At 40.7% G+C, this 25,458-nt stretch carries 13 protein-coding genes and 2 pseudogenes; 11 read left to right on the top strand and 4 right to left on the bottom strand.

All coding sequences use genetic code 11. The annotated features are described in order from the left end of the window. Nucleotides 1-582: 582 nt before the first annotated feature. Together LPB68_RS10320 and LPB68_RS10315 are read left to right on the top strand one after the other, a co-directional pair. A complete protein-coding gene (locus LPB68_RS10320; protein WP_068660140.1) occupies nucleotides 583-2,043 on the top strand; it encodes an MBOAT family O-acyltransferase in 1,461 nt (486 codons plus the stop codon). Nucleotides 2,044-2,063: 20 nt separating this feature from the next. Further along, a complete protein-coding gene (locus LPB68_RS10315) occupies nucleotides 2,064-3,590 on the top strand; it encodes a copper amine oxidase N-terminal domain-containing protein (protein WP_068660138.1) in 1,527 nt (508 codons plus the stop codon). A 147-nt stretch (nucleotides 3,591-3,737) separates the two neighbouring features. On the opposite strand, the pseudogene LPB68_RS23150 reads toward LPB68_RS10315, so the two are convergent. Both LPB68_RS23150 and LPB68_RS23145 read right to left on the bottom strand, forming a co-directional pair. Continuing rightward, nucleotides 3,738-4,907, bottom strand: a pseudogene (locus LPB68_RS23150) (right-handed parallel beta-helix repeat-containing protein); the annotation flags it as partial. Between the two features lie 90 nt (nucleotides 4,908-4,997). Beyond that, nucleotides 4,998-5,612: pseudogene (locus LPB68_RS23145) on the bottom strand (LamG-like jellyroll fold domain-containing protein); the annotation flags it as partial. A gap of 411 nt (nucleotides 5,613-6,023) precedes the next feature. Here LPB68_RS23145 and LPB68_RS10305 point away from each other — a divergent pair. From LPB68_RS10305 to LPB68_RS10290, 4 genes are all read left to right on the top strand, one after another. Beyond that, complete coding sequence (locus LPB68_RS10305) at nucleotides 6,024-6,815, top strand: HAD-IIA family hydrolase (protein ID WP_068660136.1); 792 nt, start codon at nucleotides 6,024-6,026, stop codon at nucleotides 6,813-6,815. A 42-nt stretch (nucleotides 6,816-6,857) separates the two neighbouring features. Then, entirely contained in the window at nucleotides 6,858-8,066 is a 1,209-nt protein-coding gene (locus tag LPB68_RS10300; RefSeq protein WP_068660134.1) for a sn-glycerol-1-phosphate dehydrogenase, read from the top strand. Between the two features lie 262 nt (nucleotides 8,067-8,328). Next, a complete protein-coding gene (locus tag LPB68_RS10295; protein WP_068660132.1) occupies nucleotides 8,329-9,507 on the top strand; it encodes an acyl-CoA dehydrogenase family protein in 1,179 nt (392 codons plus the stop codon). Nucleotides 9,508-9,660: 153 nt separating this feature from the next. Then, nucleotides 9,661-12,084: an Ig-like domain-containing protein gene (locus LPB68_RS10290; RefSeq protein WP_082865781.1), complete on the top strand. Its 2,424-nt coding sequence runs from the start codon at nucleotides 9,661-9,663 to the stop codon at nucleotides 12,082-12,084. A gap of 75 nt (nucleotides 12,085-12,159) precedes the next feature. Here LPB68_RS10290 and LPB68_RS10285 read toward each other — a convergent pair whose 3' ends face one another. After that, the gene (locus tag LPB68_RS10285; RefSeq protein ID WP_068660130.1) at nucleotides 12,160-13,902 is read right to left on the bottom strand and encodes a hypothetical protein; all 1,743 of its coding nucleotides are present in this window, start codon (nucleotides 13,900-13,902) and stop codon (nucleotides 12,160-12,162) included. 42 nt (nucleotides 13,903-13,944) lie between these two features. After that, a complete protein-coding gene (locus tag LPB68_RS10280; protein WP_068660128.1) occupies nucleotides 13,945-14,853 on the bottom strand; it encodes a hypothetical protein in 909 nt (302 codons plus the stop codon). 554 nt (nucleotides 14,854-15,407) lie between these two features. Here LPB68_RS10280 and LPB68_RS10275 point away from each other — a divergent pair. The 5 genes from LPB68_RS10275 (at nucleotide 15,408) to LPB68_RS10255 (ending at nucleotide 25,332) form a co-directional block, all read left to right on the top strand. Further along, nucleotides 15,408-17,189 (top strand): vWA domain-containing protein, encoded by a 1,782-nt coding sequence (locus tag LPB68_RS10275; RefSeq protein ID WP_068660126.1) that lies wholly within the window; start codon nucleotides 15,408-15,410, stop codon nucleotides 17,187-17,189. A gap of 283 nt (nucleotides 17,190-17,472) precedes the next feature. Then, the gene (locus tag LPB68_RS10270; RefSeq protein ID WP_068660124.1) at nucleotides 17,473-20,862 is read left to right on the top strand and encodes a tubulin-like doman-containing protein; all 3,390 of its coding nucleotides are present in this window, start codon (nucleotides 17,473-17,475) and stop codon (nucleotides 20,860-20,862) included. Nucleotides 20,863-20,864: 2 nt separating this feature from the next. Continuing rightward, a complete protein-coding gene (locus LPB68_RS10265) occupies nucleotides 20,865-23,360 on the top strand; it encodes a transcription initiation factor TFIID (RefSeq protein WP_068660122.1) in 2,496 nt (831 codons plus the stop codon). 41 nt (nucleotides 23,361-23,401) lie between these two features. Continuing rightward, a complete protein-coding gene (locus LPB68_RS10260) occupies nucleotides 23,402-24,676 on the top strand; it encodes a vWA domain-containing protein (RefSeq protein WP_068660120.1) in 1,275 nt (424 codons plus the stop codon). Between the two features lie 29 nt (nucleotides 24,677-24,705). Further along, nucleotides 24,706-25,332: a beta-mannanase gene (locus tag LPB68_RS10255; RefSeq protein ID WP_332455200.1), complete on the top strand. Its 627-nt coding sequence runs from the start codon at nucleotides 24,706-24,708 to the stop codon at nucleotides 25,330-25,332. Nucleotides 25,333-25,458 lie beyond the last annotated feature (126 nt).

Raw genomic sequence — 25,458 nt, 5'->3', positions numbered from 1 at the left:
AGCATAATCCAAGTTTTTTTAGCATCACTTCTCGATATACCTCGTAAAAAACTAGCATCGAAAGCATATACCAGAGTTTTGTGGTGATACTTCAAGTCATGCTTCGTCAAAACTACTTCGGAAGCATTTACCTAAAATAAATGGGTACAAAGAAGCACCTGTAAAAAAGGGGTGATATGCCTTTCTTACAGGTGCTTCCTGTTTCCGATTATATTATTATTTCCACAAATATACATCAATTCCCATCGTGAGTCAAATCTAGCATTTAGAAATCTTTCAAAAATATTTCACCGGGAACTAAGGTAATATTGATAAGATAGCATTATAATATTGTAAGTGTTATTCATCATAGTATTGAACATAACAGTTGGGTGTTAATGCATCAACAGCATGAAATAGGGAATACTAGAACACATTTCTGGGATGTCTTAAAAAGCCTTAGCATGTCATTTTTATGTATTTTGTATTTTTACATTGACTATTTTTTTACAAAAGGGGATTATTGAAGATATGTATATTTGATCTACTGTTTCAATAACTTAAATGGTTTTTGGCAGACTTTATGGAGTGGGAGTGAAAAGGTTGTTATTCAACACGTATGTATTTATTTTTGCCTTCTGGCCGATATCCGTAGTGATTTACTTTATACTTAATCGACTTCGATTTGTTACTGCAGCGAAATTATCTTTAGTTGTTGCCTCACTCGTGTTCTACAGCTGGTGGAATATAAGCTATCTTCCTTTAATTCTTGGATCTATTGCTTTTAACTACATAGTAGGAAGGTTTATACAGGTAGCTGTACATCACCGCCAAGAAGAATCTTTACTAGATCAGGGACAGATTGAAGGTACAGGTAATCATAATTCTCATAGAAGAGGATTACTTCGTTCACCTAAAGCCCTCCTTATTATTGGTCTTGTGGGTAATCTGTTACTACTGGCCTATTATAAGTACACGGATTTCTTCTTTACTAATATAAACGAGCTTACAGGACAAACAATTCCATTACTCAATTTGGTATTACCATTAGGAATTAGCTTCTTTACGTTTACACAAATTGCTTATTTAGTAGATGCTTATCGTGGTAAAACACGTGAGTATAACATCTTGAGTTATATATTGTTCGTTACGTTCTATCCACATCTTATTGCGGGACCTATTCTACACCACAGTGAGATGATGCCGCAGTTCGACAGATTGCGGAATAAGCACTGGAATTGGAATAATGCTTCCAAAGGAATCTACATTTTCTGCATAGGGCTATTTAAAAAGGTAGTTATTGCGGATACATTTGCAGAATTTGCGAACGATGGCTTTTCTACAGCACATCAATTTGTCGATACATGGGTTGCGACCTTGTCTTATACATTTCAGTTGTATTTTGACTTTAGTGGATATACCGATATGGCGATTGGTGCTGCGCTGTTATTCAATATTGTATTGCCACAGAACTTTAATTCGCCGTATAAGGCAGTTAGCCTTCAGGATTTCTGGCGCCGTTGGCATATGACACTCAGTCGTTTTTTACGAGATTACATTTATTTCCCTCTTGGCGGGAGCCGACGTGGCGAAGCGATCGCTATACGTAATGTAATCATAACTTTCACTATTGGTGGTTTCTGGCATGGAGCAGGTTGGACTTTCATGATGTGGGGGTTCCTTCACGGAGCGGGACAAGCCATTCATCGTCTTTGGATGAAGGTAGGCAAGCCGTTACCTAAATGGTTCGCTTGGCTAATTACATTCATATTTATTAATGTCACATGGGTATTCTTCCGTGCAGATTCGATTCCGCAAGCCAATCGATTACTTAAAGGTATGATTGGTCTCAATGGGTTCGATATGGGTTCATTTAAAACACTTGCACCGGCGGGGATATGTATTCTTATCTTCCTCCCGATTGTCTTGTTCACCCGTAATTCATCAGAACGGATTGAGAATTTCCGACCTACGTGGAAGAAGGCGGTATTTATTGCGGTAGCATTTATTATTTCGCTACTCTACTTCAACAGAATTACAGAATTCCTGTATTTCAATTTCTAGCTGGAAAGGAGAAAGACGTTGTGCAACATTTAACACCAGTACCAGCACCTGAAAATTCAAATGGTGAGCACAAAGGTAATTCACAGCAAGATCCCAAGAAGCGTATCACTGCTAAGCAGAGCAAACGGTTCTTCGGACAATTCTTTGTGTCAGCGATCATTATGGCATGTATCGTTATATTACTTACTGTAGTTCTAGATCCACTGCAGTTCTATCATAAATCTTTCTACCCAGCAATTTACTCTAATGAACAGCGTTATCAGAATCCTGGATTAGCTAAGAATTACGACTATGACACGATTATTATTGGTACTTCGATGACGGAGAATTTTCTTCCTGCAGAGGTGAATGAAGCTTTGGATGGAGAGACACTGAAATTATCTATTCGGGGATCAACCGCTGACGAACACAACGCTATTGCAAGTATTGCTCTAGATACAGGCAATGTGAAGCAGGTACTGTGGGGTCTAGACTATTTCTCTTTAAAAATGGGAAGCAAGGAAGAGATCGATTTTCCAGAGTATCTGTACGATGATAAATGGTGGAATGATTATAACTATTGGTTTAACTACTCCATATATGAGGAACTATTTAAAGAGGCTGTCTTAAGACCGCTGAATGGCAATGCGCCAAGACAACTTGAATACTTATATAATTGGAATAGAGAAGTGACCTTTGGGGCGGAGAAAGTGGCTAAAGTCTATAAGACATCACATCAGAGTGAAGCCTATTTCGGATTGAATGAAGAGCCGATTGAAACGGTTAAGGCGGCTTTCAATGACTATGTTCTATCACTTGTAAAAGAATATCCAGATGTTGAATTCAATTTCTATTATCCTCCGTACAGTGTCTTGAGACAGAAGGTGTGGCAGGATACGAATAATACTCGTTATCATAATCAACTTGAAATGAAGGAATGGATGTTTGAACAGTTTGCTCAGCTACCTAATGTGAATGTTTATGATTTCCAAGAAGAGTCTGAATGGACTTATAACTTGGATTTATACAAAGATTTGTCGCATCATAATCAAGATGTAAACACATGGATTGTCGAAGCCATTGGTCGTGAAGATGCTAAATATAAAGTCACACAAGATAATGTGAAGTCATTTACCACTCTAATGGAGGAACAACTTGAGAATATTGTGGTCACCAATGAGTTTAAGGTTATCAATGCGAAAATTTCGATGGTAGAAGGAACTCAGACGACACCGCTTAAATTCACCCACTTGAATGTTACGGAAGATAATCAAGATATTTTTGTACCTGTAAAAGAATTAACCGCAACGTTAGGTGCAGAGATGGTGTGGGATCAGGAAGCGAAATCTATGACATTTAACCGTGGTGATCGTAATGTGGTGTTGCATGTAGGGAGCACAACAGTAGAAACATCAGATGGATCTGTCGAAATGGCCTATGCACCAGAGTTAATCAATGGAACAACGATGATCCCATTGGGCTCTGTGTTTGAACTATTCGGGTTTGATGCTAATCTTGAACATCCAGAAGAACAACTGATTCGAATGACTCTAACCGCTTCGAAGTAGGGGCGTGGTGAAACTTCTAGGGAATAACATGATACCAATGAATAACCTGGATAGTAGTCATTTGCCCTTAGCAGATAAAGCGCCTCAAGATCGAATGAATTTCGATCTTGAGGCGCTGTGTTTTTTAATTCTAATCCTTGTGAGGAATTACCGAGCCCCAATGTTGGTTCCACTTGGAGTACCAGCACCCTTTAAATCACTGCTACTAACAAGACTCAGGAAATCACCAAGGTTCGGAGAACCATCTGCATTCCGAGTTATTGTAGGGTTTAGACTGTCAAAGTCTGCTGAACTTGCGAGAAGTCCATTGGCATTTACGCTTTCGTTATTTTTCCACCAAACATTAGTGTTCCCAACATCGGTTCCGCTTGTCTTATCACTCGAAGAGCCTGCGAAGGATAAGTTATTGGTGAATAAATGGGTCCCAAGATCAAAAGCGAAGTTACTCTGACCGTTATCCCAAGATGTGTTGTTTGTTAGTCGGATTGTGCCTGGATTGCTGTTGTAAGTGAAGCCGTGTTTTTTGTTCTGAAATGCAATGTTGTTCTCAACAATATGATTGACAGCAATTTTCTCTCCACCAAGCTTGAATCCATTACCATCACTATCCGATGTCGATGTACCATTGGAAGTTTGTCCATTATGATGTGCAATGCTATTACGTATGGTGACGATCCCTATTGCGCCGGTATCAGACTTGGAGTATAAATCCCAACCATCGTCAACGTTGTAGGCAGCAATACAACCATCAAATACATTACCTGGTCCAACGGTTAATTTTGCTGCGAAGCCATCAGCATCCTCTCCATTATCAGTATCATAATTATCATGAGAGTATGAGTTAAGAACGAGGTTGTTGATTGGCCAATCACTGAACTGAGCACTGGAAGCGTAACGTCCAATCTGAACCCCAGTGTCACGATTGTGATGTGTCTCTACATTCTCAATTCTATTGTTGTTGCCACCGATGAAAATGCCATTGTCGCCAGCACCCATTACTTCAAGTCCTTCAATTATCCAATAATGTCCGAACAGTTGAAGACCACGATTCGTTGAGGCGAAGGCTTGTGCTGAGAAGTCGAGAACAGGTACTTCACTTCCATAGGCCACAAGCTCCTTAGGAGCATTGCTTGTACCATTATTACCTCTCTCGATCGTAACGGTTGATGCTAGGTTATAAGTTCCGCCACGCAGGTAAATGGTTTTTCCTGCAGCAATTTGGGAAATAGCAGAATTTAGTGTGGTTGGGCTAGAAATAGTGCCAGGATTGCTGGCCGATCCATTGGGTGCGACATATAAGTCACCTTCTGCGGGTGTTGGATCTGGTTCTGGTTCTGGTTCTGGTTCAGGATCTGGATCTGGATCTGGATCTACAGGTGTCGTCGTTCCACCATCGGTTACAAGTACATTATCGAATTTGGCAACGGTTTTGGCAGATACGAATCCGATAGCGCCAGATGATAGACTTGAATCGGTTGTAGTCAATTCGAGTTGATCATTTACATACATATTGATAGTGCTTCCTACCAATTCAAGCTTCACGTTATACCAAACACCAGTGGATAACGGATATGATTTAGAGATCAGGGTTGATGATGAACCACTTACTTTCTTTCGGATCTCTAGTTGTCCGTCACTCTTATTATAAAGGGAGGCAGCGTAATAATTGTTGCCATCTTTATATCGTCCAGCTACATAGGTCCGGTTCGTACCATTGAAATTATCTATCTTAACATCTGCTTCTACAGTTAGATCACTCCAAGTCTGACTTCCTGCTGATGTGCGTCCTTCACTTGTAGCACTTTGGGAATAGACATATGAACCACTATCTTGAACAACAGACCAGCTTCCAGTCGTTGAAGTCCAATCGTCGGCATTACCATCATCGAAATTATCGCTAAAGGAAGTGGCGGCGGCTACAGATCCTAATGTGAATAAAGGGATAGCTAAAGAGAGGCAAAGAGCTGAAATGGCAGTTTTCAGCCTAAGTTTAGAATGCCTTTTTGAAATGGATATTTTCATAAATGATCTCCTCCTTATTATTTGGACTGATCTTCATGACTTATAAGCTTTAGTTGTGATTCTATATTGAATGGAACAAGTTCACCTCCTTGATTAAGATGTCTTGATCCCATATCTACCCGTGATGTGTAACTAAGAATGATGAGGGCAGATGGGAATGATGAAATCCTATCAATTGAAAGCGATTACATCAATAATCATTTTAACATATCTTTATATTAATGGGTTTAATAGGTAATTTAATTCATATACAAAATGAACATGTCCATTAATAATCATTTTCTCAGGTGTACTGTGTAAGGTAGAAGGTATGATTGCAATAAAGTGAAACAACTGTTGACAAGAGAGTATGGAAATGGGGATGATATATATAAATGGTGAAGATAGATAAGTGAGGTGGATAGTAACAACATGCTAGAGAATATTGATGGTTTCGTGATCGACCTGGATGGAACAGTGTATAAAGGAAAAGACGCTATTGAAGGAGCAATGGATACCATTGCTTATTTGAAATCTATAGGTAAAAGAATTGCATTCTTAAGTAACCGTGGCAATATATCGCGAAAAATGTGCCATGATAAGTTAATAGGAATGGGAATTGATGTAGAGGAGAACGAAATTCTATTAACCTCTACTGTGACGGCTAATTACCTAAGAGAGAACGACGAGAATTGCCAGGCATGGGTTCTGGGTGAACAAGGGTTGCGAGATGAATTAGAGATAGCTGGAATCAAGTTAGCAGATAAGCCTGAATTGGCAGATTGGCTTGTGATTACATTACATGAGACACTCACATATAAGGAGTTAAATGAAGCCTTTCGAGCTGTACGACATGGTGCTCGGATCATTGCTACGAACGAGGATAAGACTTTCCCAGGCGATGGGGGAGATTGCATAGATGTTGCGGGAATGATTGGAGCGATCGAGGCTTCAACAGATCAGAAGGTGGAAGTTGTGATTGGTAAGCCTTCCAGTTTGATGGCTGAAGCGGCATTTCGAGCAATTGGACTTCCGGCTGAACGCTGCATTATGATTGGTGATAGTCTAGTGTCGGATATAGGACTCGGCAAGAATGCTGGAATGATGACAGCGCTGGTATTAACAGGCTCTGTAAATAGAGAAGCGGTCGAAGCTAGCAATGTAACTCCAGATCTGATCTGGGATTCACTAGCCGATTTGAAAAGAATATTAGAATCTGAGTGAGTGATCCTAGCAACGCAATATAAATAGAAAAGAGATGATCTTATGACAGATATTATGAGTAGAATAAAACAAGCAGCTCCTGATCTTGATGAGAGTACACTAAAGTCTATTGAAATGGATTTACTAATTGAAAATGGGGCCATTCATCATGTTGCTGGTTATCTGGAAAAGAGAGCGATTCGTAACGTCATTATTGTTGCAGATGCTATCACCTATGAGATCGCCGGAAAAACGTTACAAGAATCGATTGATCACGTGGGGATATCTAGTCATGTCACTCTAATTAAACCTAATGCTCAGGGTGATGTTATTGCGGATGAGGCTTCTATTATTCAGTTAGTGATCGACATCCAACAGGTTTCGCCTGAGCTAATTATCGCAGCGGGTTCTGGAACCGTTCACGATGTTTCACGATTTGCTGCCTATACAACAGGTATTCCATTTGTATCGGTACCCACGGCACCTTCTGTGGATGGATTTAATTCCAAGGGGGCACCTATTATTCTGCGTGGAGAGAAGAAGACGATTCAAGCGATTGGGCCAGATGCTATTTTTGCAGATTTGGCAATTCTGACACAAGCCCCTAGAACAATGGTAGCCGCAGGATTCGGAGATATGATTGGAAAATATACATCATTATTCGACTGGAAGTTTGGAAGTATCGTGGCGGGAGAGCCCTATTCCGTGGCTGTTGCGGATATCACTAGGAATGCATTAATATCTTGCGTGGAGCAGGTTGAGAGTATTGCAGCACGAGAAGAAGAGGGAATCCGTACACTAATTAGCTCACTGATCGAATCAGGTCTTGCGATGCTTTTATTTGGCCAATCCCATTCTGCTTCAGGTGCAGAACATCACTTGTCACATTACTGGGAAATGGAATATATCTCACTAGGCAAAAGACAATTGTTACACGGCGCGAAAGTAGGCGTTGCTTGTATTCAAATATCTCAACTATATCACCAACTGGCAGAATCATCATTTGCTGAGCAACTTCATGTTGATGCTACAGATGAGGATCAGCAAGAACGCGCGGCAGCGATTCAGTCTCATTGGACAGAAATCCAACAAGAAGTAGCGAATATTCCTGATGCGAAAGTGTTAGCTAACCTTCTACAACAGGTGGGTGGACCTACATTGCCATCAGAACTGGGAATAGAACCAGAGTTGTTGAATCGTAGTCTCCAAGAAGCTCATCATGTTCGTATGAATCGGTTTACGTTGTTAAGAGCAAGAAATGAGTTACTATGAATCAATTTCATAATTACGAAAACCGATTTAAATGCAACTATATATAGTCCTCATTTAGGCTAGATAGTTAAGTATGAAATTGATTCGCAGAACAAATGATCACAGGATGATAATGTTAGGTTTGAAGTAATAAGGACATATAGAGTGACTATGCTTTCCTAAGGGAGGCATCGAGTCATTTATATGTCCTTCTCTTTATTATGAAATTCAAGTAAATTATAATTATGTTATGGAATTTTTGAATAACTAGGAGGTACAACAGATGGAACAACTCCAAATAGAGGATCACTTTATTCGTAACGACAGAGAGGCTGGAATAGCCTTACTTGCGGATCAATTAGCTATAAAGTTTGCAGAACGTGCTTCTAAACATGACATAGAAGGTTCTTTTCCATTTGATAATTTCACGGATTTACGGGAATCGGGATATCTCAAACTAACCGTGCCTAAGAAATATGGGGGTGACGAGTTATCGCTATATGAAATGTTGTTAGCACAGGAAAGGATTGCTCGGGGCGATGGGTCGACGGCTCTGGCTGTTGGTTGGCATGTGGCACTTATTCTGAGTCTTCGTTATACTCATCGTTGGTCAGATCAGCTATTCGCACGTTTCAGTGAGGAGGTTGTTAACGATGGCGCGATCATTAACCATTTTGCTAGTGAAATGGCTACAGGTAGTCCAACCCGTGGAGGTAAGCCACAGACAACGGCAGTTAAGGTGGATAAAGGGTGGAATATTAGTGGACACAAGACATTCAGTACATTGAGTCCGATTGTTGAACACTTTACAGTCTCAGCGGGAATTGAAGGAAATGATGAGACAGGTGAATTTTTCGTAAGGAAGGGGCCTGGAGTACGTGTAGTGGAAACTTGGAATACACTTGGAATGCGTGCTACAGGTAGTCATGATGTCATTCTAGAGAATGTATTCGTCCCTGATGACGAAGTTATCAGCTTATCCTTGACGGAGAAGCAACAACATACAAAGGATGATGGTGGAGGAACGCTACTTCATATTCCAGCTTGTTATCTCGGAATCGCCTATGCTGCTCGTAAGTTTGCAGTAGATTTTGCTAGAAATTATAAACCCAATAGTTTACCTGGACCGATTGCAGAGTTGCCGCGGATACAGCAGCAGATTGGGGAGATGGAGGCAGATCTGATTACAGCACGTACATTATTATATGCTGTAGCTGATCGTTGGGATCGAGATCCTGCTGAGCGTGTAGCACTGAAGCCTGATTTGGGTCTTGCCAAATATATCGCTACGAACCATGCCATTCGGATCGTAGATAAGGCGATGCGAATTGTTGGAGCAAGCAGTCTTTCGCGTAATTTACCACTAGAGAGAATGTACCGTGACGTTCGCGCTGGGCTTCATAACCCCCCTATGGATGATGTTGTCTTACAGAATTTAGCTAAGCGTGCGATTCAAGAGTAGAAATGATTCAGATCACTACCCTTTGGAACAAGAAATACTCAAATTTTAAGAATAAAACAAAAAAATGATAGGAAATCTAATGATTTTGTCCACTTTTGCCGATATTTAATTAAATATAAGGAATTATTAAAAAAAAACTGGAGGGAACTAACATTGTCTATTAGATTTAAGAGAATATTAGCAATGTCAATTGTACTTATCTTTTTCATTGCCAATTCTGGTGTGACATTCGCAGCAACGAAAGAACTAACTCACTTGGTCCTTTCCAAGACTGAATTATCAATGGTAGTTGGAGATACAGTACCGATTACTACAACGGGAGTATATACGGATTTATCATCAATAGATTTAACTGCTGATACTTCCTGGACAAGTTCAGATAGTAGTATTGCTTCTGTCTATAAAGGTGCGGTGACTGCAGTAGGTCCAGGGACTGTAGCCATAACAGCTACTTATACGGATAGTGCAGGTAATGTTATTGAACCAAAAACGCCAAAGACGGTTACAGTAAAAGTAACCAAGAAAGTTGTAGCATTGACAACTAAAAACGTACAAAGACTTGACCTTGCTCTGGGACAATCAGACACGGTTAATTTATTCGCTACGTTTAGCGATGGATTGGAAGAGAACGTCTCTACTACAGCAGAGTGGACTTCAGGTAATACGAAAGTTGCAACTGTTGTAGAAGGTTATGTTCAAGCACACAGCGCAGGGACAGCGGTAATTAAAGCATCGTATGGTGGTCAATCTATCACTCTAGATGTAAATGTTGGTGTTGTGAAACGCCTTCAGGTTAAAAATCCCAAGGTTTCCCTATTATTGACTGATGCATTGCCGGATTCGGAATTAGTCGAATTAATGGCTACTAATCTGGATGGTTCGGAGAGCGATGTAACACTCGATGCAACGTGGACATCTAGTGATCCGAAAGTCGCTGATATGGTTACTAATAAAGTAACTGCATATGGCATTGGAACAGCAACGCTTACAGCGAATTACGGTACACAAACAGCAACTTTCGAAGTTGAGGTAGATAAAACTCGTAAATTAGTAGTTAGTGAACAAAATGTATTCTTGAGTCTTATAGATACAAGTAAATCAAATTTAGCTTTGAAATTGGAGGCTATATATCCTGATAGCCCAACCGTTCCAGTTGATATTACTAGTCTGGCAACATGGACTACTAGTGATAAATCAGTTGCTTATGTTAATAAAGGTGTAGTCTATGCTGAAGGAACAGGTTCGGCAACGATTACAGCGAAGTATGGAGATGAGACAGTTACCGTTCAAGTAGATGTCGATGTTCCGAGGTACCTTAATCTTGTTGAAGAAGTGGGTATGAAACTCAATACATCCGAACAACTGACGCTTATGGCTGATTATGCTGGTGCAATTTCTAGTACTGATGTGGCTAGTAAAGCTACATGGAAGTCAAGTGATGCATCTGTAGTGTACGTGTCAAACACAGGTATGATTCATGCTTATAAAAAGGGCGAGGCGACGATCAGTGCTGCTTATGGTGGAATAACTGTTGAAACTAAGGTTAGTGTAGAAATTCCTACATCAATAGCATTGAGTACAAAAACTCTTGACATTAAGAAGGATGTAACAGAAAACATCACCCTTATTGCAGAATATGATCCTAGTATCAGCGCTAATGTTGATCTAACAACTGAAGCAGAATGGAGCACCAGTGATGAGAAAATTGTTGAAATAACTGACAAGGGACAAATCAAGGGTGTTGCAACAGGTACGGCTACGATTACTGCGTTGTATGAGAAGACTAAGTATACAATGGTAGTAAATGTAGGGTTAGTGAAGGAACTCGTATCCGCTTCAGACCTCCTTATATTGACTTCAGGTGAAAGCAAAGAAATTGTACTTACTGCAAATGATGCATCTGGTAACCCAGAAACCTTTACAGGTGCAGATGTAACTTGGAAGTCGAGTAATTCAGCTGTAGCGAGTGTCAAAAATGGTATCGTAAAAGGTATTAAAAAGGGTAATGCTACGATCACAGCTGAATATGGCGGACAAAAGGTGACTGTTCCAGTAGAAGTAGATATTATCGCAAGTATTGAAGCATCACATCAATCGGTATCATTGAAAACTATCGCAATTGCATCTGCAACAGCACAAATTCAAATTACGGTTACGTTCAGTGATGGATCTACCAAGGATGTTACTGATTTGGCTGAATGGAAAACAACTAGTTATAAAATAGCAACTGTTAAGGATGGTACAGTAACAGCTGTGTCTTCTGGTAAAACAAAAGTTACAGCTAAATATGCCGGTAAATCAATATCGATCCCAGTCGATGTCGATACACTGAAATATCTAGAGACCAATGAAGTGATTCTAAATATGTCAGTTGGAGAGCAGGCTACGTTAATTGGAACAGCTACCTACATGGATGGGCTTGAAGCTGATATATCTAAAGCAGGGTTTTGGAAATCATCGAAGATTCTAGCTGCAACTGTTAAGGATGGCAAAGTTAAAGCAACAGGTAAGGGAAAAGCAACTATTACGTTAAGTTATGGTGGTAAGAATACGAAAGTGGTTGTTGTTGTAAAATAGTCTTAAGTATTTAATGAATGAAAAAGAGTGGGTTTCTGTTTCAATACAGAGACCCACTCTTTTTGTTGTTTCGTTCTATTCCATACTCTCGACTTCAAATAAAGGTATAGATGTTAACTCATCCTCAATATAGAAATCTTCATACCCACTGAATCTTCCAGTTACAATGGCTGTACCTTCATAAAAACTATAATTTCCTGTAAGTTTCAGATAACTATCCCCCATAATAGCAAAAGCCTCGCTGTACCCCGGTTGAATAATATTTGTGCTGAATCGTACCTTTTCTTGAATGTAGAGAAGTAGATCCTCTACGACAATATCAATATAGTCTTGTTGGAAACCGACGAATGAATAGCTTTCACCAGAACGTTGATATATTGCTACCTGTCCAGCACCCTCTGGTGTATCTGGATTATCCAGAAGTAATTGGCCGTCAGAATCTACTTGATAGCCGTCTGCGTGGAATTCGAATAGCGTAACCATGGATTCCGTCTGTACTTCAATAGCGGTATATCGTGTATTTCTTGTAGACGATTCTCCTTGGATAAGAAGGACAGGGAATTTCTCTATACTCAGTGAACTTTCGATGGCGATGTCCTGTATAGCCTCGTCTTGCTGAAAGTGGTCATTAGTTAATATATGCACCTTGTCTTCTGAATCCATTCTCGCGAAATAAATGATATTCTGCTCATCTTGCGCGAGCACATATAATACAGCCCCGAAGCGCTTACTTCCACTGTCGATCACTGTGAATACGCGTGTAGGATCACTGTTCTGTAGAATTCGGATCGGATCATGGATATTCCATGCTAATTTCGTTTCTTTCACCTTTGAGCTAGTATCCATATAATTCGCAAGTCCTTCGTAGAGGGCAAGTGCTTTATTGAATTCTGTATTTTTTACAGCTCGTTTAGCGACACTCATCCATGAGTCTATTTGTTTCGTGATGTAACTCTCCACTGTGGAATCGAATTTAACAGATTGGATGAAAGAGGTGTAACTCTTAGCATGTACTGCGAATGTTGAGTAGGCTTCCTTGTCAGCGTCGTGCTCCAAGAATGTTCTCACCAGTGAATCCGTCTGCTCCGTAATCCAGTCCGCTTGAATTTGTCTGGAGTCATAGTGTTCCAACATGGCTATTGATTCGTCTAAGAGAGTTTGAAACTCACCTTTGGCTGCCATTTGGGCCAGTTTTCGTTGATCATAAGCTTTGAATTTCGCATATAGTTGACTTTTCTTCTGATCAGCGTCACCGAAGAAGGGTTCAGGTATGGTCAATAGATTCCATTTAAAAGACTCATCCGCATATTGCTTGTTATCTAAATTGTGCTCAAGTTGTTCATAGAACAGTGTCCTGAAATCTTGAAAATACGTTGTGAAATCTTCGGAGATTTCATATTTCGCAGAAATCTGGCGATAATAGGGGGCATAAGTATTGCTATCTTTCATATAGATAGCCCGAAAGTCACTTAATTCAGCGTACACCGTCATGAGTTGTTCAAAATCGTCTTTGGCATATGCCTTTTTAGCTGCATCATCTATCTCATTCAGTGTAGAATTCATTTCACTAATCGGTGCTAGCTCTTGAAGATACAAGGAAACCTCTTGTTCCTTATAACGTATTGATTTGTTTCTGTGTGCTTGAAGATACCATTCTTCAGCCCCAATGAGATCGTTAAGAGCATATAGTCGATCAGCCTCGGTCACTGCAGTGATCTTCTGCTGGATGTAATAACATTTCACACCAATTAGAATTAGCATGCCCACACAGCATAATATTAAAAGTTTTTGCAGGGTTAACATTCGTTTTATCGTCATAGTCTTATAGCCTCTTTACCGTTATCATTGGAAATCATGATCCTATTCATATAGCTCTTTTTGAATAATTGCCACCTCATCCGCCAATTTGCCCCACGGATGGTCTGGATATTGGCGGATGATTCGATATAATCTTAAGAAACGATCTTTAGGAAGTCTGCTAGCATATCGTCGGATGAAATCAGGGTAAGTCTCAACATATGTCTTCAATCGAACGGCTGCTCCTGCCACACTGGTTAGAATATCAATGCCTTGTTCCATTTCAAGAATATATGGTTCATAGGCAAGAATATACCGAATAGAGCGGTTCTTGATGAGATCTCTTTTGATCTTGGCGATTTCACCGATGTAGGCTGCTAGGTCAGGATCGAATCCGTCGATCAGTAATGGTTCCACCGTTAAATCCATATCTTTACGAAGGACAAAAGATTGAAGCAACACCACCTGTTGCAGACGAATTTTATCATTCTGCACGAGGGTACTGATCTCTCGCAACATTTCATATGTTAGGAGTTCATCTTCTTTAAGAGAAGCGACGGCTGTCTTGCGATTATGTTTCAAATCCTCAAGGATGTTAACCTGTTCTTGTATAAAGAGCCTTTCCAACTCTAAAGGAATCTCTGAGGCAAGCATCCTTCTCTGCACGAACCATAGTAAAGCGACCAATAGGATGACAGCTACAGCACTAAGGATCATTTGGAGGAAAGTCTGACTGACAAAGATTCCAATTAAACCGATGAGGAGAGCGATAAGTTGCTCATTTCGCATAGAGCGTTTCACATTGGAAGTGGCTTTTTGCGTAACCGTAATGAGGGAGCCTTTACCACAAATGTTACATTGCTCTTCCCATAATGCAGTAAAATGTCCACAATGGCTGCCTACCCTCAACTTTTCATAGGCGAAACGCGTCTGTATATAGGGTCTTAATGTTACAGCTCTCTTTTTACTCATGAGGCTCCCCCTTATGGTTGATGAGGGATAGTAATTTTTGATCTACTTCCTCGAGAGATGGCGTGTATTTACGGTGTTTAAAGTATATAACTGATTTGAAGGCGATAAAAAGAATCAAAATTCCTAAAAAAACGTATGCAATCATATTAGGTTCCTTTCATATGTGGTTCTAACGATTCCACGTATTTTCAAAATATAAGAAAGTATAAGTTTCACTTGAATCAATTTCATAATCGCCGATGCATCTAAATCGATTTGCGTAATTATGAAATTGATTCTTGATACTTTTATCTTTATATTTCCGCTGAAACGGATGCCGTCTTTGAAAAAGGACGGCATAGCCTTTTCTACTTGTTGAACTTTGAAGGGTTTAATTATATCATAACGGTATATTAATGGTAGAATTTAGTGTGGGAGTGGTATGATCTAGAATAGAACAGGATTTTTTTAATGGATCTTAAGGGTATTTTAACAGGGACTTAAGACTTATCGCCTACAGTTTAATAGATAAGAGATCAAATTTCAAAATTAGCTCATAATAAAGGGGTATAACTATGCTTCGAAAACAACAATTTTCACTCCGTATACTGCTTGTTTTATCTGTATTACTACTTCCGTTCTCTTTAAGAATGCAGGAAGTTGCAGCAGCTGATGCATCTTCACAAATTGATGCTATGCTCGTTGTAGATGCAAGTAATTCCATGAAGACAAGTGATCCAGATAAAATCGGCAACGAAGCGATGAAAATGTTCATTGATATGTTATCTGTTCAAGGTGACAAGGTAGGGATTATCTCGTATACAGATCAGATTCAGCGAGAGAAGGCGCTACTTGAGATTCAATCTGCTGCCGATAAGGAAGATTTGAAACAATTCATTGATCAGTTAGATCGGGGACCTTATACAGATACTTCTGTTGGGATAAAAGAAGCTGTAAAAGTGTTGCAGCAGGGTGCAGATCCGGATCATGAACCGATAATTGTACTCCTAGCCGATGGTAACAATGATCTTGATGAGGCAACGACTCGAACGGAAGAACAGTCTGCACAGGAATTAGAACAAGCGATTACCGATGCGAATCAAAGTGGTATTCCCGTATATACGATTGGGCTCAACGCTAATGGTAAATTAAATAAGGATGCTCTAGCAGAGATTGCTAAGAAAACGGGAGGTAAGGCATTCTCCACCAATACGGCCGATGACCTTCCCCAAATATTAAGTGAAATATTTGCTAGTCATTTGAAGCTCAAGATTGTTCCCATTCAATCTATGACGGGAAATGGAAGCTTTCAGGATGTGGTCATCAATGTACCGAATAATGATGTGTTGGAAGCGAATATCTCCATTATGTCAGCACAAGCAGTAGAAGTTAAATTAACAGACCCTACTGGAGCAAGCCAAACGATACCTTCTAACGATATTCTGTATTCACAGTCGAAAAGCTATTCCTTATTAAAACTACTGAAGCCCAAAAGTGGGGATTGGACACTGCAGGTAAAAGGTGTAAATAAGGATAAAATCGATATTAATCTCGTCTTCAACTATGATATTGAGCTAACCATGGACCCTCTTTCAAGCAATACGTTTAAAAAGGGTGATAACATTGATATTACCTCGTATCTGACGAGTAGTGGACAAAAGTTACAGAATAGCACACTTTATCAGGATATGAATGCTAAGCTAATGGTGAAAGATGTTGATAGCGGAGATACGCAAGAGATTGAGATGACCAATACGGGTGATGGGTTCGAGGGGTCCTATAAGGTTGCTGCTGAACATGACTACGAGATCTCCGTTGTGGCAGAAGATAGTAGTCTTTATCGAGAAACGCCCGTTGTGTCAATAAGTGCCAAGCCCGGTGGAGCTAGTCCAACTAAGCCAACACCTGTCGTGGAAGAAGAGAAGGATCCTTTTGCAATTGTTCCAATCATTGGTGGCGTGATTGCACTTGCTGCCGTTCTTGCAGCGATCTACTTTATATTAGCAGCTGTCAAGAAAGCGAATCGAGGATTTGTGGGGCAGATGGTCATTGAGATTCGTGACGAGAATACGGGTGAGAAGACGTATCCACAATATAAGAAGTTGAATGGATTCAAAGGAAAAGTAAATCTGCATCAGTTACTGCAGCTAGCTCCTGAACTGAAAGAGACCGAGAAAATCATCTTCCTACCGAGTAAGAATGATCGGCTTCTATTAAAAAATGGTTCAACGGTGAACATTGAGAAGTCTGGACGCGTAATGGACGCAAGCAAAGGTTTAGAAATTAAAGGTAGCGATAGAATCACTCTTCCGCTACAAAATGTAGATAAGACCATTATGATCGAGTATTTGGTGTAAGTTTTTGGACTGAATTATGGACAACGGAGACGTAGTGAAGGGGATGGAATTGTCCTGTAGAAGCGGAGCGCTCGCCTAAAAGGTTTCCGTAGGAAAACTACTTCGAGAGCATATGCTTGCCCTGGGATTTCTACCGCTAACAGCGGTTTACAATCAAGAAATCTGAGGGCAACAGCGATCGTAAGGACAATCCAGCACCGTAGCGGCCTCCAAACGAATTATGGTAGCTAAGATAATGCTTACGAAGCGAGCTTTACTTCGTAAAGCTTTTAGGAGGATACAAATGAAACCAGTAGTTAGAGAGCATATTCAGCAATTGGATGTTTCATTAGGTGGAGGGATTGTCAGCGATAAGATTCGGGTGGATACGATTGATAATCCGATTCTTATTATTGGGCTTGGAGGTACGGGGATTGATGCGTTACTACGATTGAAATACCAAATTAATCGTAGATTTAAGTTGCCTGAAGATCCATCTTCTAAGAAGAAACGGGATAAGCCCGATAATGTAGAATTTCTAGCATTTGAAACGAATGAACAAGATCGTGGCAAGAAGTATAAGGGGATTGGACTCGATCCGATCAATGAGTTCGTACTACTATCCAATGCGGAGATTGGTGGGTTATTGCAGAATCGCAGTGTGCTAGAACCGTATATTACCGATTGGTTATCTCCTGAGATGAGTATTACGGATGGCATGAACGGTGCTGCCGGTGTTCGTCAAGCGGGTCGATTACTATTATTCACGAAGATTAATCAGGTCGTGCAAGCGATCGATAAGAAGATTAAGACGTTATCAGTGGGTACGAACAAGAAGTTGATGGTGTTCATGCTTACGGGATTGTCTGGGGGTACAGGAAGTGGTTGCTTCTTAGATATCGCCTATATTGTACGAGGGATTATCGAGCGCGACCATGGTTCAGCTGGTATTGACCGTGTGAACACACTCGGTTATTTGTTTACGCCAGATATTAACTTATCGAATAAGAGCTTGAGTGAACATACCCGGGAGTATATTAAAAAGAATGGTTATGCTGCATTGAAGGAACTTGATTATTGGATGAATGTGGACAGTCGTGGTGAACGATTCCAGCAACGTTATGGAAATATTCTAACGGTTAATTCACCATTGCCACCGTTTAATCTTTGTCATCTGATCTCAGCGACAAATATGGAAGGCAAACTACTTGAGAATGCCTATGATTACTGTATGAATGTTACAGCTGAGAACATAACGAACTTCATGGCAAGTGAAGAGAAAGCCTCTGGCGAGGAATTCGCAATTCATGACTATATTAGTAATATTCGTACGAACATCGCGCAGATGAACAAGATGTATCCGGCGAACTATGAATATAACATTATTGGTGCTTCTTCCGCAGTGTTGCCAATTGAAGAGATGACGACATACTTAGCATTCCGGTTATTTGGCAAAATGGAGAAGATGTTCGAGAAGGCTCCTAGCCAAGATGATGTGGAGACATTCGCCCGTAAACTAGGGATTGATCTGGATACGATGGTTAAGACCTTCGAATCTCGTGTTCCTGAGCCACTCCCTGGGTATGAGAACAGTGAGCGTCTAAGTTACAGCAATGTCGTGAAGAATCAGGTCATCAACATGGATACAGAGTTGGAACAGAATTTCTTAGCACGTGCCCGAGAAGAGTATATTAAAGCTAAAAAACAGTTACCAGGTGAGATCATAGAGCAATTCACCGATCAGATCCGTAGAATATTCCTACATCCAGAACAAGGACCATTCTATGTATCACGGTTGATCTATACGGAAAAAGGCTTTAGTCTGCTCAAAATGTTACTTTCCTATATTGAGACACTTCGTGAGAATCTTCACCGTATCCCTAGAGATATTGAAGCAGCTAGTGAGCAAGCCAATGAAAGACTTGGTGATGCGAAAAGCGCATTCGTCTCTAGAGATAAGAAGAAGAATATTTATATCGAAGCGAAGATCAATGAATTCTGGATTCAAGCGGATGTAGAACGCACAGAGCAAATGATTGAATTCTACGAGGATTTATATGAATTGTTGAACAATGAGAATAACCGCATTTATAACGTATATACTGAAATATTAAATGCATTAAATACTATTTTCGCCAAAAATGGTGAGATTCTGATTCAAGGTGACGAGCAGGCCGATCATAAAGGCAATAAAACATACTATTGGAATCTAGTAAGTGTGCCTGACATTTCAAAAGTCATTGGTAAAATGATGGAGAATAAAGATGTAGATGACCTTATTCGTGACTTTACACTTGAACTTCTAAATCATTCCAATCAATGGGTAAGAGAGCAAGAAGTTGATATCATAAGCTCTATTTCAGAATTCTTAGGAGATAAATTTGGTGACTTGATTACTCGATCAATGGAAGACTTCTTGGTTATGAAGTATGGAAACGATGAATCTATTGAGAAGCTTGTGGAGCGTAATATCGCAGGTAAACTCGATGAAGAAGCCGTTCCTGTATTCCATTTGAGTAATAGCTCAGGCAATTTATATTTCCCTTCATGGGGGTTTGTATCCGTCCCTGTTGGAGCACCGAGTATACTCAAAGGAATTCGTAACTATCAGGATAATTCCGTGGGCAGGTCACATTTTACAGTGAAAGAAAGCCAAGTGAAGAACCGTATTTTCTGGTTGAACACGAAGAATGGGGTGCCGTTGTTCGTCTATACACCACTCAAAGTCTATGAGGAAAGCTATGAACGAACCATCCTTGATAAAGAGGGTATTGGACGTCATTTAGTACAGACGGATAAAGCGAACTGGACTTATCTCCCTTCGCCAATTCCTGAGAGATCATGGGGCGATACTTATTTGAATACCCGTGTTCAATCTTATAATGCTCGTGTACGGTCTGAATTTGAGAAGGCTATGTCGTTGAAAGTTATTATGGAGAAGGATATCGACCAGAATACAAGTAATCGCTTTGCGGTTGTGATGACGAAGCCATTCGATCTATCCGAGTATCTTCGTGGATATGATCTACAATTAGAATCTCCTAAACCGAATCTCGGTGAAGTGAAGCGAGCATGGAATGAGTTGAAGCGCCTTCTCTCGCAAGGACTTGAACGAGTATCTAGCAAAGATATCTTTGGTAGTATTTCTGAAGATTTAGCCAAGGAAAATCTCATTCGCTCCCCTGAATTAATAGTGAGTGTTCGCGAAGAGCTAGCTAAGTATGTCATGATTAACGCAAAGGCAACTGAATTCGAACAATTGATGAATCAGCATGAAGATGATGAGAAATGGTTTGATCAATTCATTGAAGCGCTCTATACCGATACGATAACGAAGAAGGGTGCGCTTTATGTCTATGATCGTGATCCGGAGGAAGAAGCTTGGGAACCTTTTGCTAATCTGATGAAGAGTCAGAATTATGTTGAGTTTGATGTGTTTGAACATTTCCGCAGACTGGACGAGAAGAACAAGAGTACATTGCTTCGCAAAGCTACTCGTCGAGGTACGGAGTTAACCGCATCCGAAGATATATCAGGACTTATTGCGAAACTCGATGAGTTGTATGAAATGTTCCTTAATGGTCGAGATCAATTGGAATATGAGAAGATTGAACTTGCGAATGGAGAAGAGTTGTATCAGTTCTACAAGCAAATGTTATCTAAATTAAACGATATTCGTAGAAAGTTGAAATAATCATGAAAGAAATGCTGAAGAAATTCGCTATGGATTATGCGATCGCTGAAGATAAACTGAATGGAAGAGAAGATGATCAGAGCAGCATCCATTATCCTGCGGTATTCGTCTTTATTGGTGATAAGGTGTCAGAGGCGATTGCACCGATCATGGATATCCATGATAAGAAGTGGGATAACAGCGCAGGCGTCATGTACATTCATATTGCGTCTGAGAAGGATGATCCTCAAGTTCCTCAAGTGCATTCGTCGGAAGGTTACTCGAGTCCTCATCCCGTCTCACAATCTAGTGTGCCAACGAACAACGGGGCTAAGGGTATGGATCAAGTGACTCACGCTCGCCTTCTTCGATTCGAGCTGCCTCATCCGACAGATGCGACAGCAAATTCAACAGCAAATGCAGACGCAAAAGATGGTGTCAAAAAAACGCGTAAAGAGCTTTACACCAGGTTCTACGAGGATAATCGACATTTAATCGAATTGAATCGAATTCTGCGAAAGGTTAGCCATAACATAGCGGATTTTGGACGGATGTATTCATCATTCGACCGAATTCATCTTTCTTTCATTACGCGGGTCGATGACCCGCTTAATGTGTTCATACCGGAAATATCTCTTTTATCCCAGTCCATCTTTAATCAATCCTTTAAGTCTGTACAGATGGATTTATACGGGTTGATTAGCGAGAAGGAGGTAGAAACCTTCGGTTATAGTTATTCTGTAGGTGTAGCTTTTCTTCGTGAACTGGAGCATATGCAACAGAGTGATTATACGTTCACAGCCAATCTCCATGTGACGGAGGATGGCATATCTATGCCTGTAGTCCATTCACCGTCTCCTCTTTTTGAACTTGTATATTTGCTATCGGACAGGAATGAGCGGGGGATTTCTTCATTTGATGAGATGCAGGATAACTATGAGATTATTTGTCATATTAATCTACTGAAGAACCGTAAGCAGAAGGATATGCAGCATCAATCAAGCAATCGGCTTTACAATAATATGTCTTTTAAGAGTAACATTAAGTCTGATTCTGGTCGTGAGGGGTTCGTATCTGCGGGTTTCTCTAGAGTAAAACGTCCCAACCAGTCCATTGCACTAACCGTACTCTATCACTTCTATAAACAGATGGTTCTTCGTATGAAGAATGGCGTACAATTGAATAACAAAGAGAAATTAGCTTTCTTTGGAATTGATCCACTTGAGCTATCCCAGCGGGTAAAGTCGATGATGCCAGACGATGGCAAAATTGAAGAGATGACAGGAATTATGATGCATCAGATGAGCTTTAACTCCTTGAAGCGGATGTCGCTCCTTGAAGCCGAGCATGCACTATATGGTGAGGGTTGTGAGACGTATTTCCGCAATAATTATACACGTGAAATTCAGGCCCATAACGACCAAATTGGGATAGGCAACGAAATGGCTCTGAGGGTGAAGAAGCAAATGTTGGACTATCCGCAGATTGGGTTCTTCCAGGTTGCAGCATGGAGTGCAGACTTAGACCAGTCAGGTAGTATCGTGAGTGATCTGCGGGCAAGCATTCGGGATAAGGTGAAGGAACTTGAATCAGCTAAAGCTGAACTTGGGTTATGCTACCAAGGAATTGTGGAGGAACAGTCCTTTCCGCGTATTCCGCTGATGGATAAACATAACTTGCGTAGCTTTATTCGTTATTTGGTAGATACGGTCTACCGCCGAAAGGTATATATACTCCAACTTGAAACAGAGCTTAGGCTTTATCAAAGGGTTGAGGATGAATTAGGGCGGATACATCAACATTACAAGCGCCAAGTAGAACAGATGGAGCGCCTTGAAGGAACTCTATATACAGTAGCTGTGGAGAGTATCACAACAGCAGACGATTATATCGGACAGAATATTTTAGAATATTATGACAAAGTGACCGAGAAGGTTGTACGTGATATTGAGAACAAACGGGGTGCGGCAGTATTTTTCGAAGATCGTTATCTAGGGAATGTGACGCAACTGCTAGAAGCGGGAATAGAGCATTGGGTATCTAAGCTGACCCAGATATGTCGTAATAATATATTAACAGCTGAGCCATTCGCGCAGACGTTTGAAGAAGAATTGCTTCGCCGTGCGAATGTGACGATCGACTATAATAATAAACAAGTATTGACTAAGGACGATTTATTCAAAAAGTTATATCGCACATTAGAGGAGCACGCAGCGATTAATTTAAGATTGTTGGACTATACACAGGAGCATCGTTATGAAGAGAAGTATTTCTTCGGGGATTCGGAAAGCGAGTTTATTCGCTACTCCCTCGGTGCGGATGAGACATCACGTATCTACAAATTGGGTTATGTTCATGAGAAGCGGAGCAGTGGAGTCGAGAAGTTAAACTTAATGGGCGGCTTCCACATTGAAGATTTAATGTATTACCGCAATGGTAAATTGTACTATGAAACATATCTGCAGAATGGGTATGAATTCCATGGTCTAGATCCCAACATACTTCCAGAGCTTCGATAAGTGAAATGAATTCCCATAAGTGGAAAGGGTGTTTGAAAAAAATGCAACGTAAAGTAAATATGATCATGTTAATATTCAGCCTGATCGGTGGCGCGATAGGTTATGTAGCTGGGGAAATTATGTTGAATAGTCTGTATGGGGATATACCAAGAATCGTGATCGTGGGCTTATATTGTGGGATATTAGCCTTTTCTATTGGTCTGATGTGTCTCATTGCTGAAATGGTTAATCCGCGACTGAATGGGCCCTCGTGGAGACAACGGTATGTAAGTTCCTCTTGGAAGTTACTGGTGCCAGCAACGCTAATCATGTTATTCGCAGCGGGACTTCTGCTTGAGTTAGTATACGGACTGAATATAGGCGGTGCGAAGCCGGTCAAAGATATTGTACTAGTGATCGACAACTCTGGTAGCATGCGTGAGACAGATCCGGATAACGGACGATATGAAGCTGCTAAAAGTCTGATCGGACAGATGAACAGCGATAAGCGCGTGGCTATTGTTGAATTCAGTGATGAAGCGAGATTAGTTCAACCTTTTGCATTGGTAAAAGATACTGCTGTGAAAAATGAGATATATACAACGTTAGATACACTTGAGGCGATGGATGGTGGAACGAATATTGCTCTAGCTCTGCAGACATCCCTAGAACATATCAAGGAATATAAAGAGGGTTCACGTGGGACGATGGTGATTCTGCTATCTGATGGTTTCAGTGAGATGGATATGAATACCGCATTAGTTGAGTATCAGGATCTAGGTATTGTCATTAATGCGGTTGGGATGAGTTCTATTAATTCGGATGGCTCTAGATTATTAAATGAGATAGCGATTCGGACGAACGGTCAGTATATTGATGTAGACAATGTAGATAATCTATCTCTAGCATTCCAGAATATATATGACAGAATCGGAGATCGCACGCTCTTAACAGAACGAACTGGCCCAATGCAAGACAGTTCTTATTATATGATTTTACGAGTAATATCATTTGTTCTGATCGGTACAGCAATAGGCTTATCGCTAGGTCTAGTATTTGATAATCGTTATTTAGCACGGAGTTTTGGTGTTGGCGGTAGTGTTGCTGGATTGATCGCAGGATTAATCCTAGAATCAGGGTTGTCTGGGCAATCGCCTGAGGATGGCATCCTTCGATTGTTGGCATGTCTCATCTTAGCAGGTCTGATGGTACTCTTCACGTGGGTTATCCCTATCAAGGAGAATGGACTACTGCAAGAAGGTAGACATCGACCAGGGCATGCAGGAGTGATTACAGATGGATCTCGACGAAAGACAAATAGTAGTAAGGGATTCTAAAAGGTTGGAGGTGAGTAGAATTGCAATATATGGATGCGGACTCATCGGCCCCAGTCATACGTGAGTTGGTGCATCAAGTGAAGGATGATCGCTGTACCCTACGTTGGTTCTGGCCAGATGGGGTTCAAGCGGTCTACATCTACCGCGTAGCGTCAGATCAGGATGTACTGGACCAACCAGCTATTGAAAATCTGAAGCTATATACCAGAGATGAGTATAAAGCGAACAATGGATATCATGATCGAACTCAGGGTGTCGGCGGATGGGTGTATACGGTATTTGCTTGCTCGATGGATCAAGGCGAACCTGTTCTTATTCTTCAAGAAGATGGACAGAACCGCAAGCAGATTAACACGGGCAAAGCGCGGATTATGTATTCTTTGAAACAAAAGAGAGCTCTATTCCAGAAATATAAAACAATCCAAATGAGGGTAACCACAGAAGTCCCTATATCCAAAGATATTCTATGCTACGTGAAGAAAGAGGGCAGCTACCCATCCAATAAAACCGACGGCACCGTCTACCCATTCGTACAACATTTTAACCCAGGTAGAAACACCTTGCCTGAGATTGAGGTGGGAAAAAATGACTTCGTACGAATATTCTTCACCGACGGCCCCAAATACGGACAATTGTACGAATTAATGCCGGAGTAGGCGGGATGGTGGAAGTGAATTAAGTGAATTAATGCTAAAGCTACGCTAAGTGATTCATGTGATCTAGGTGATCTAGGTGATCTAGGTGATCTAAGTGATCTAGCTGATCTAAGTGATCTAAGTGCT

This window comes from Paenibacillus crassostreae (assembly GCF_001857945.1).
In the GTDB taxonomy this organism is placed as follows: Bacteria; Bacillota; Bacilli; order Paenibacillales; family Paenibacillaceae; genus Paenibacillus_AQ; species Paenibacillus_AQ crassostreae.
Note: the sequence above shows the minus strand (reverse complement) of the source record. Positions and strands in the feature narration are given on the sequence as shown.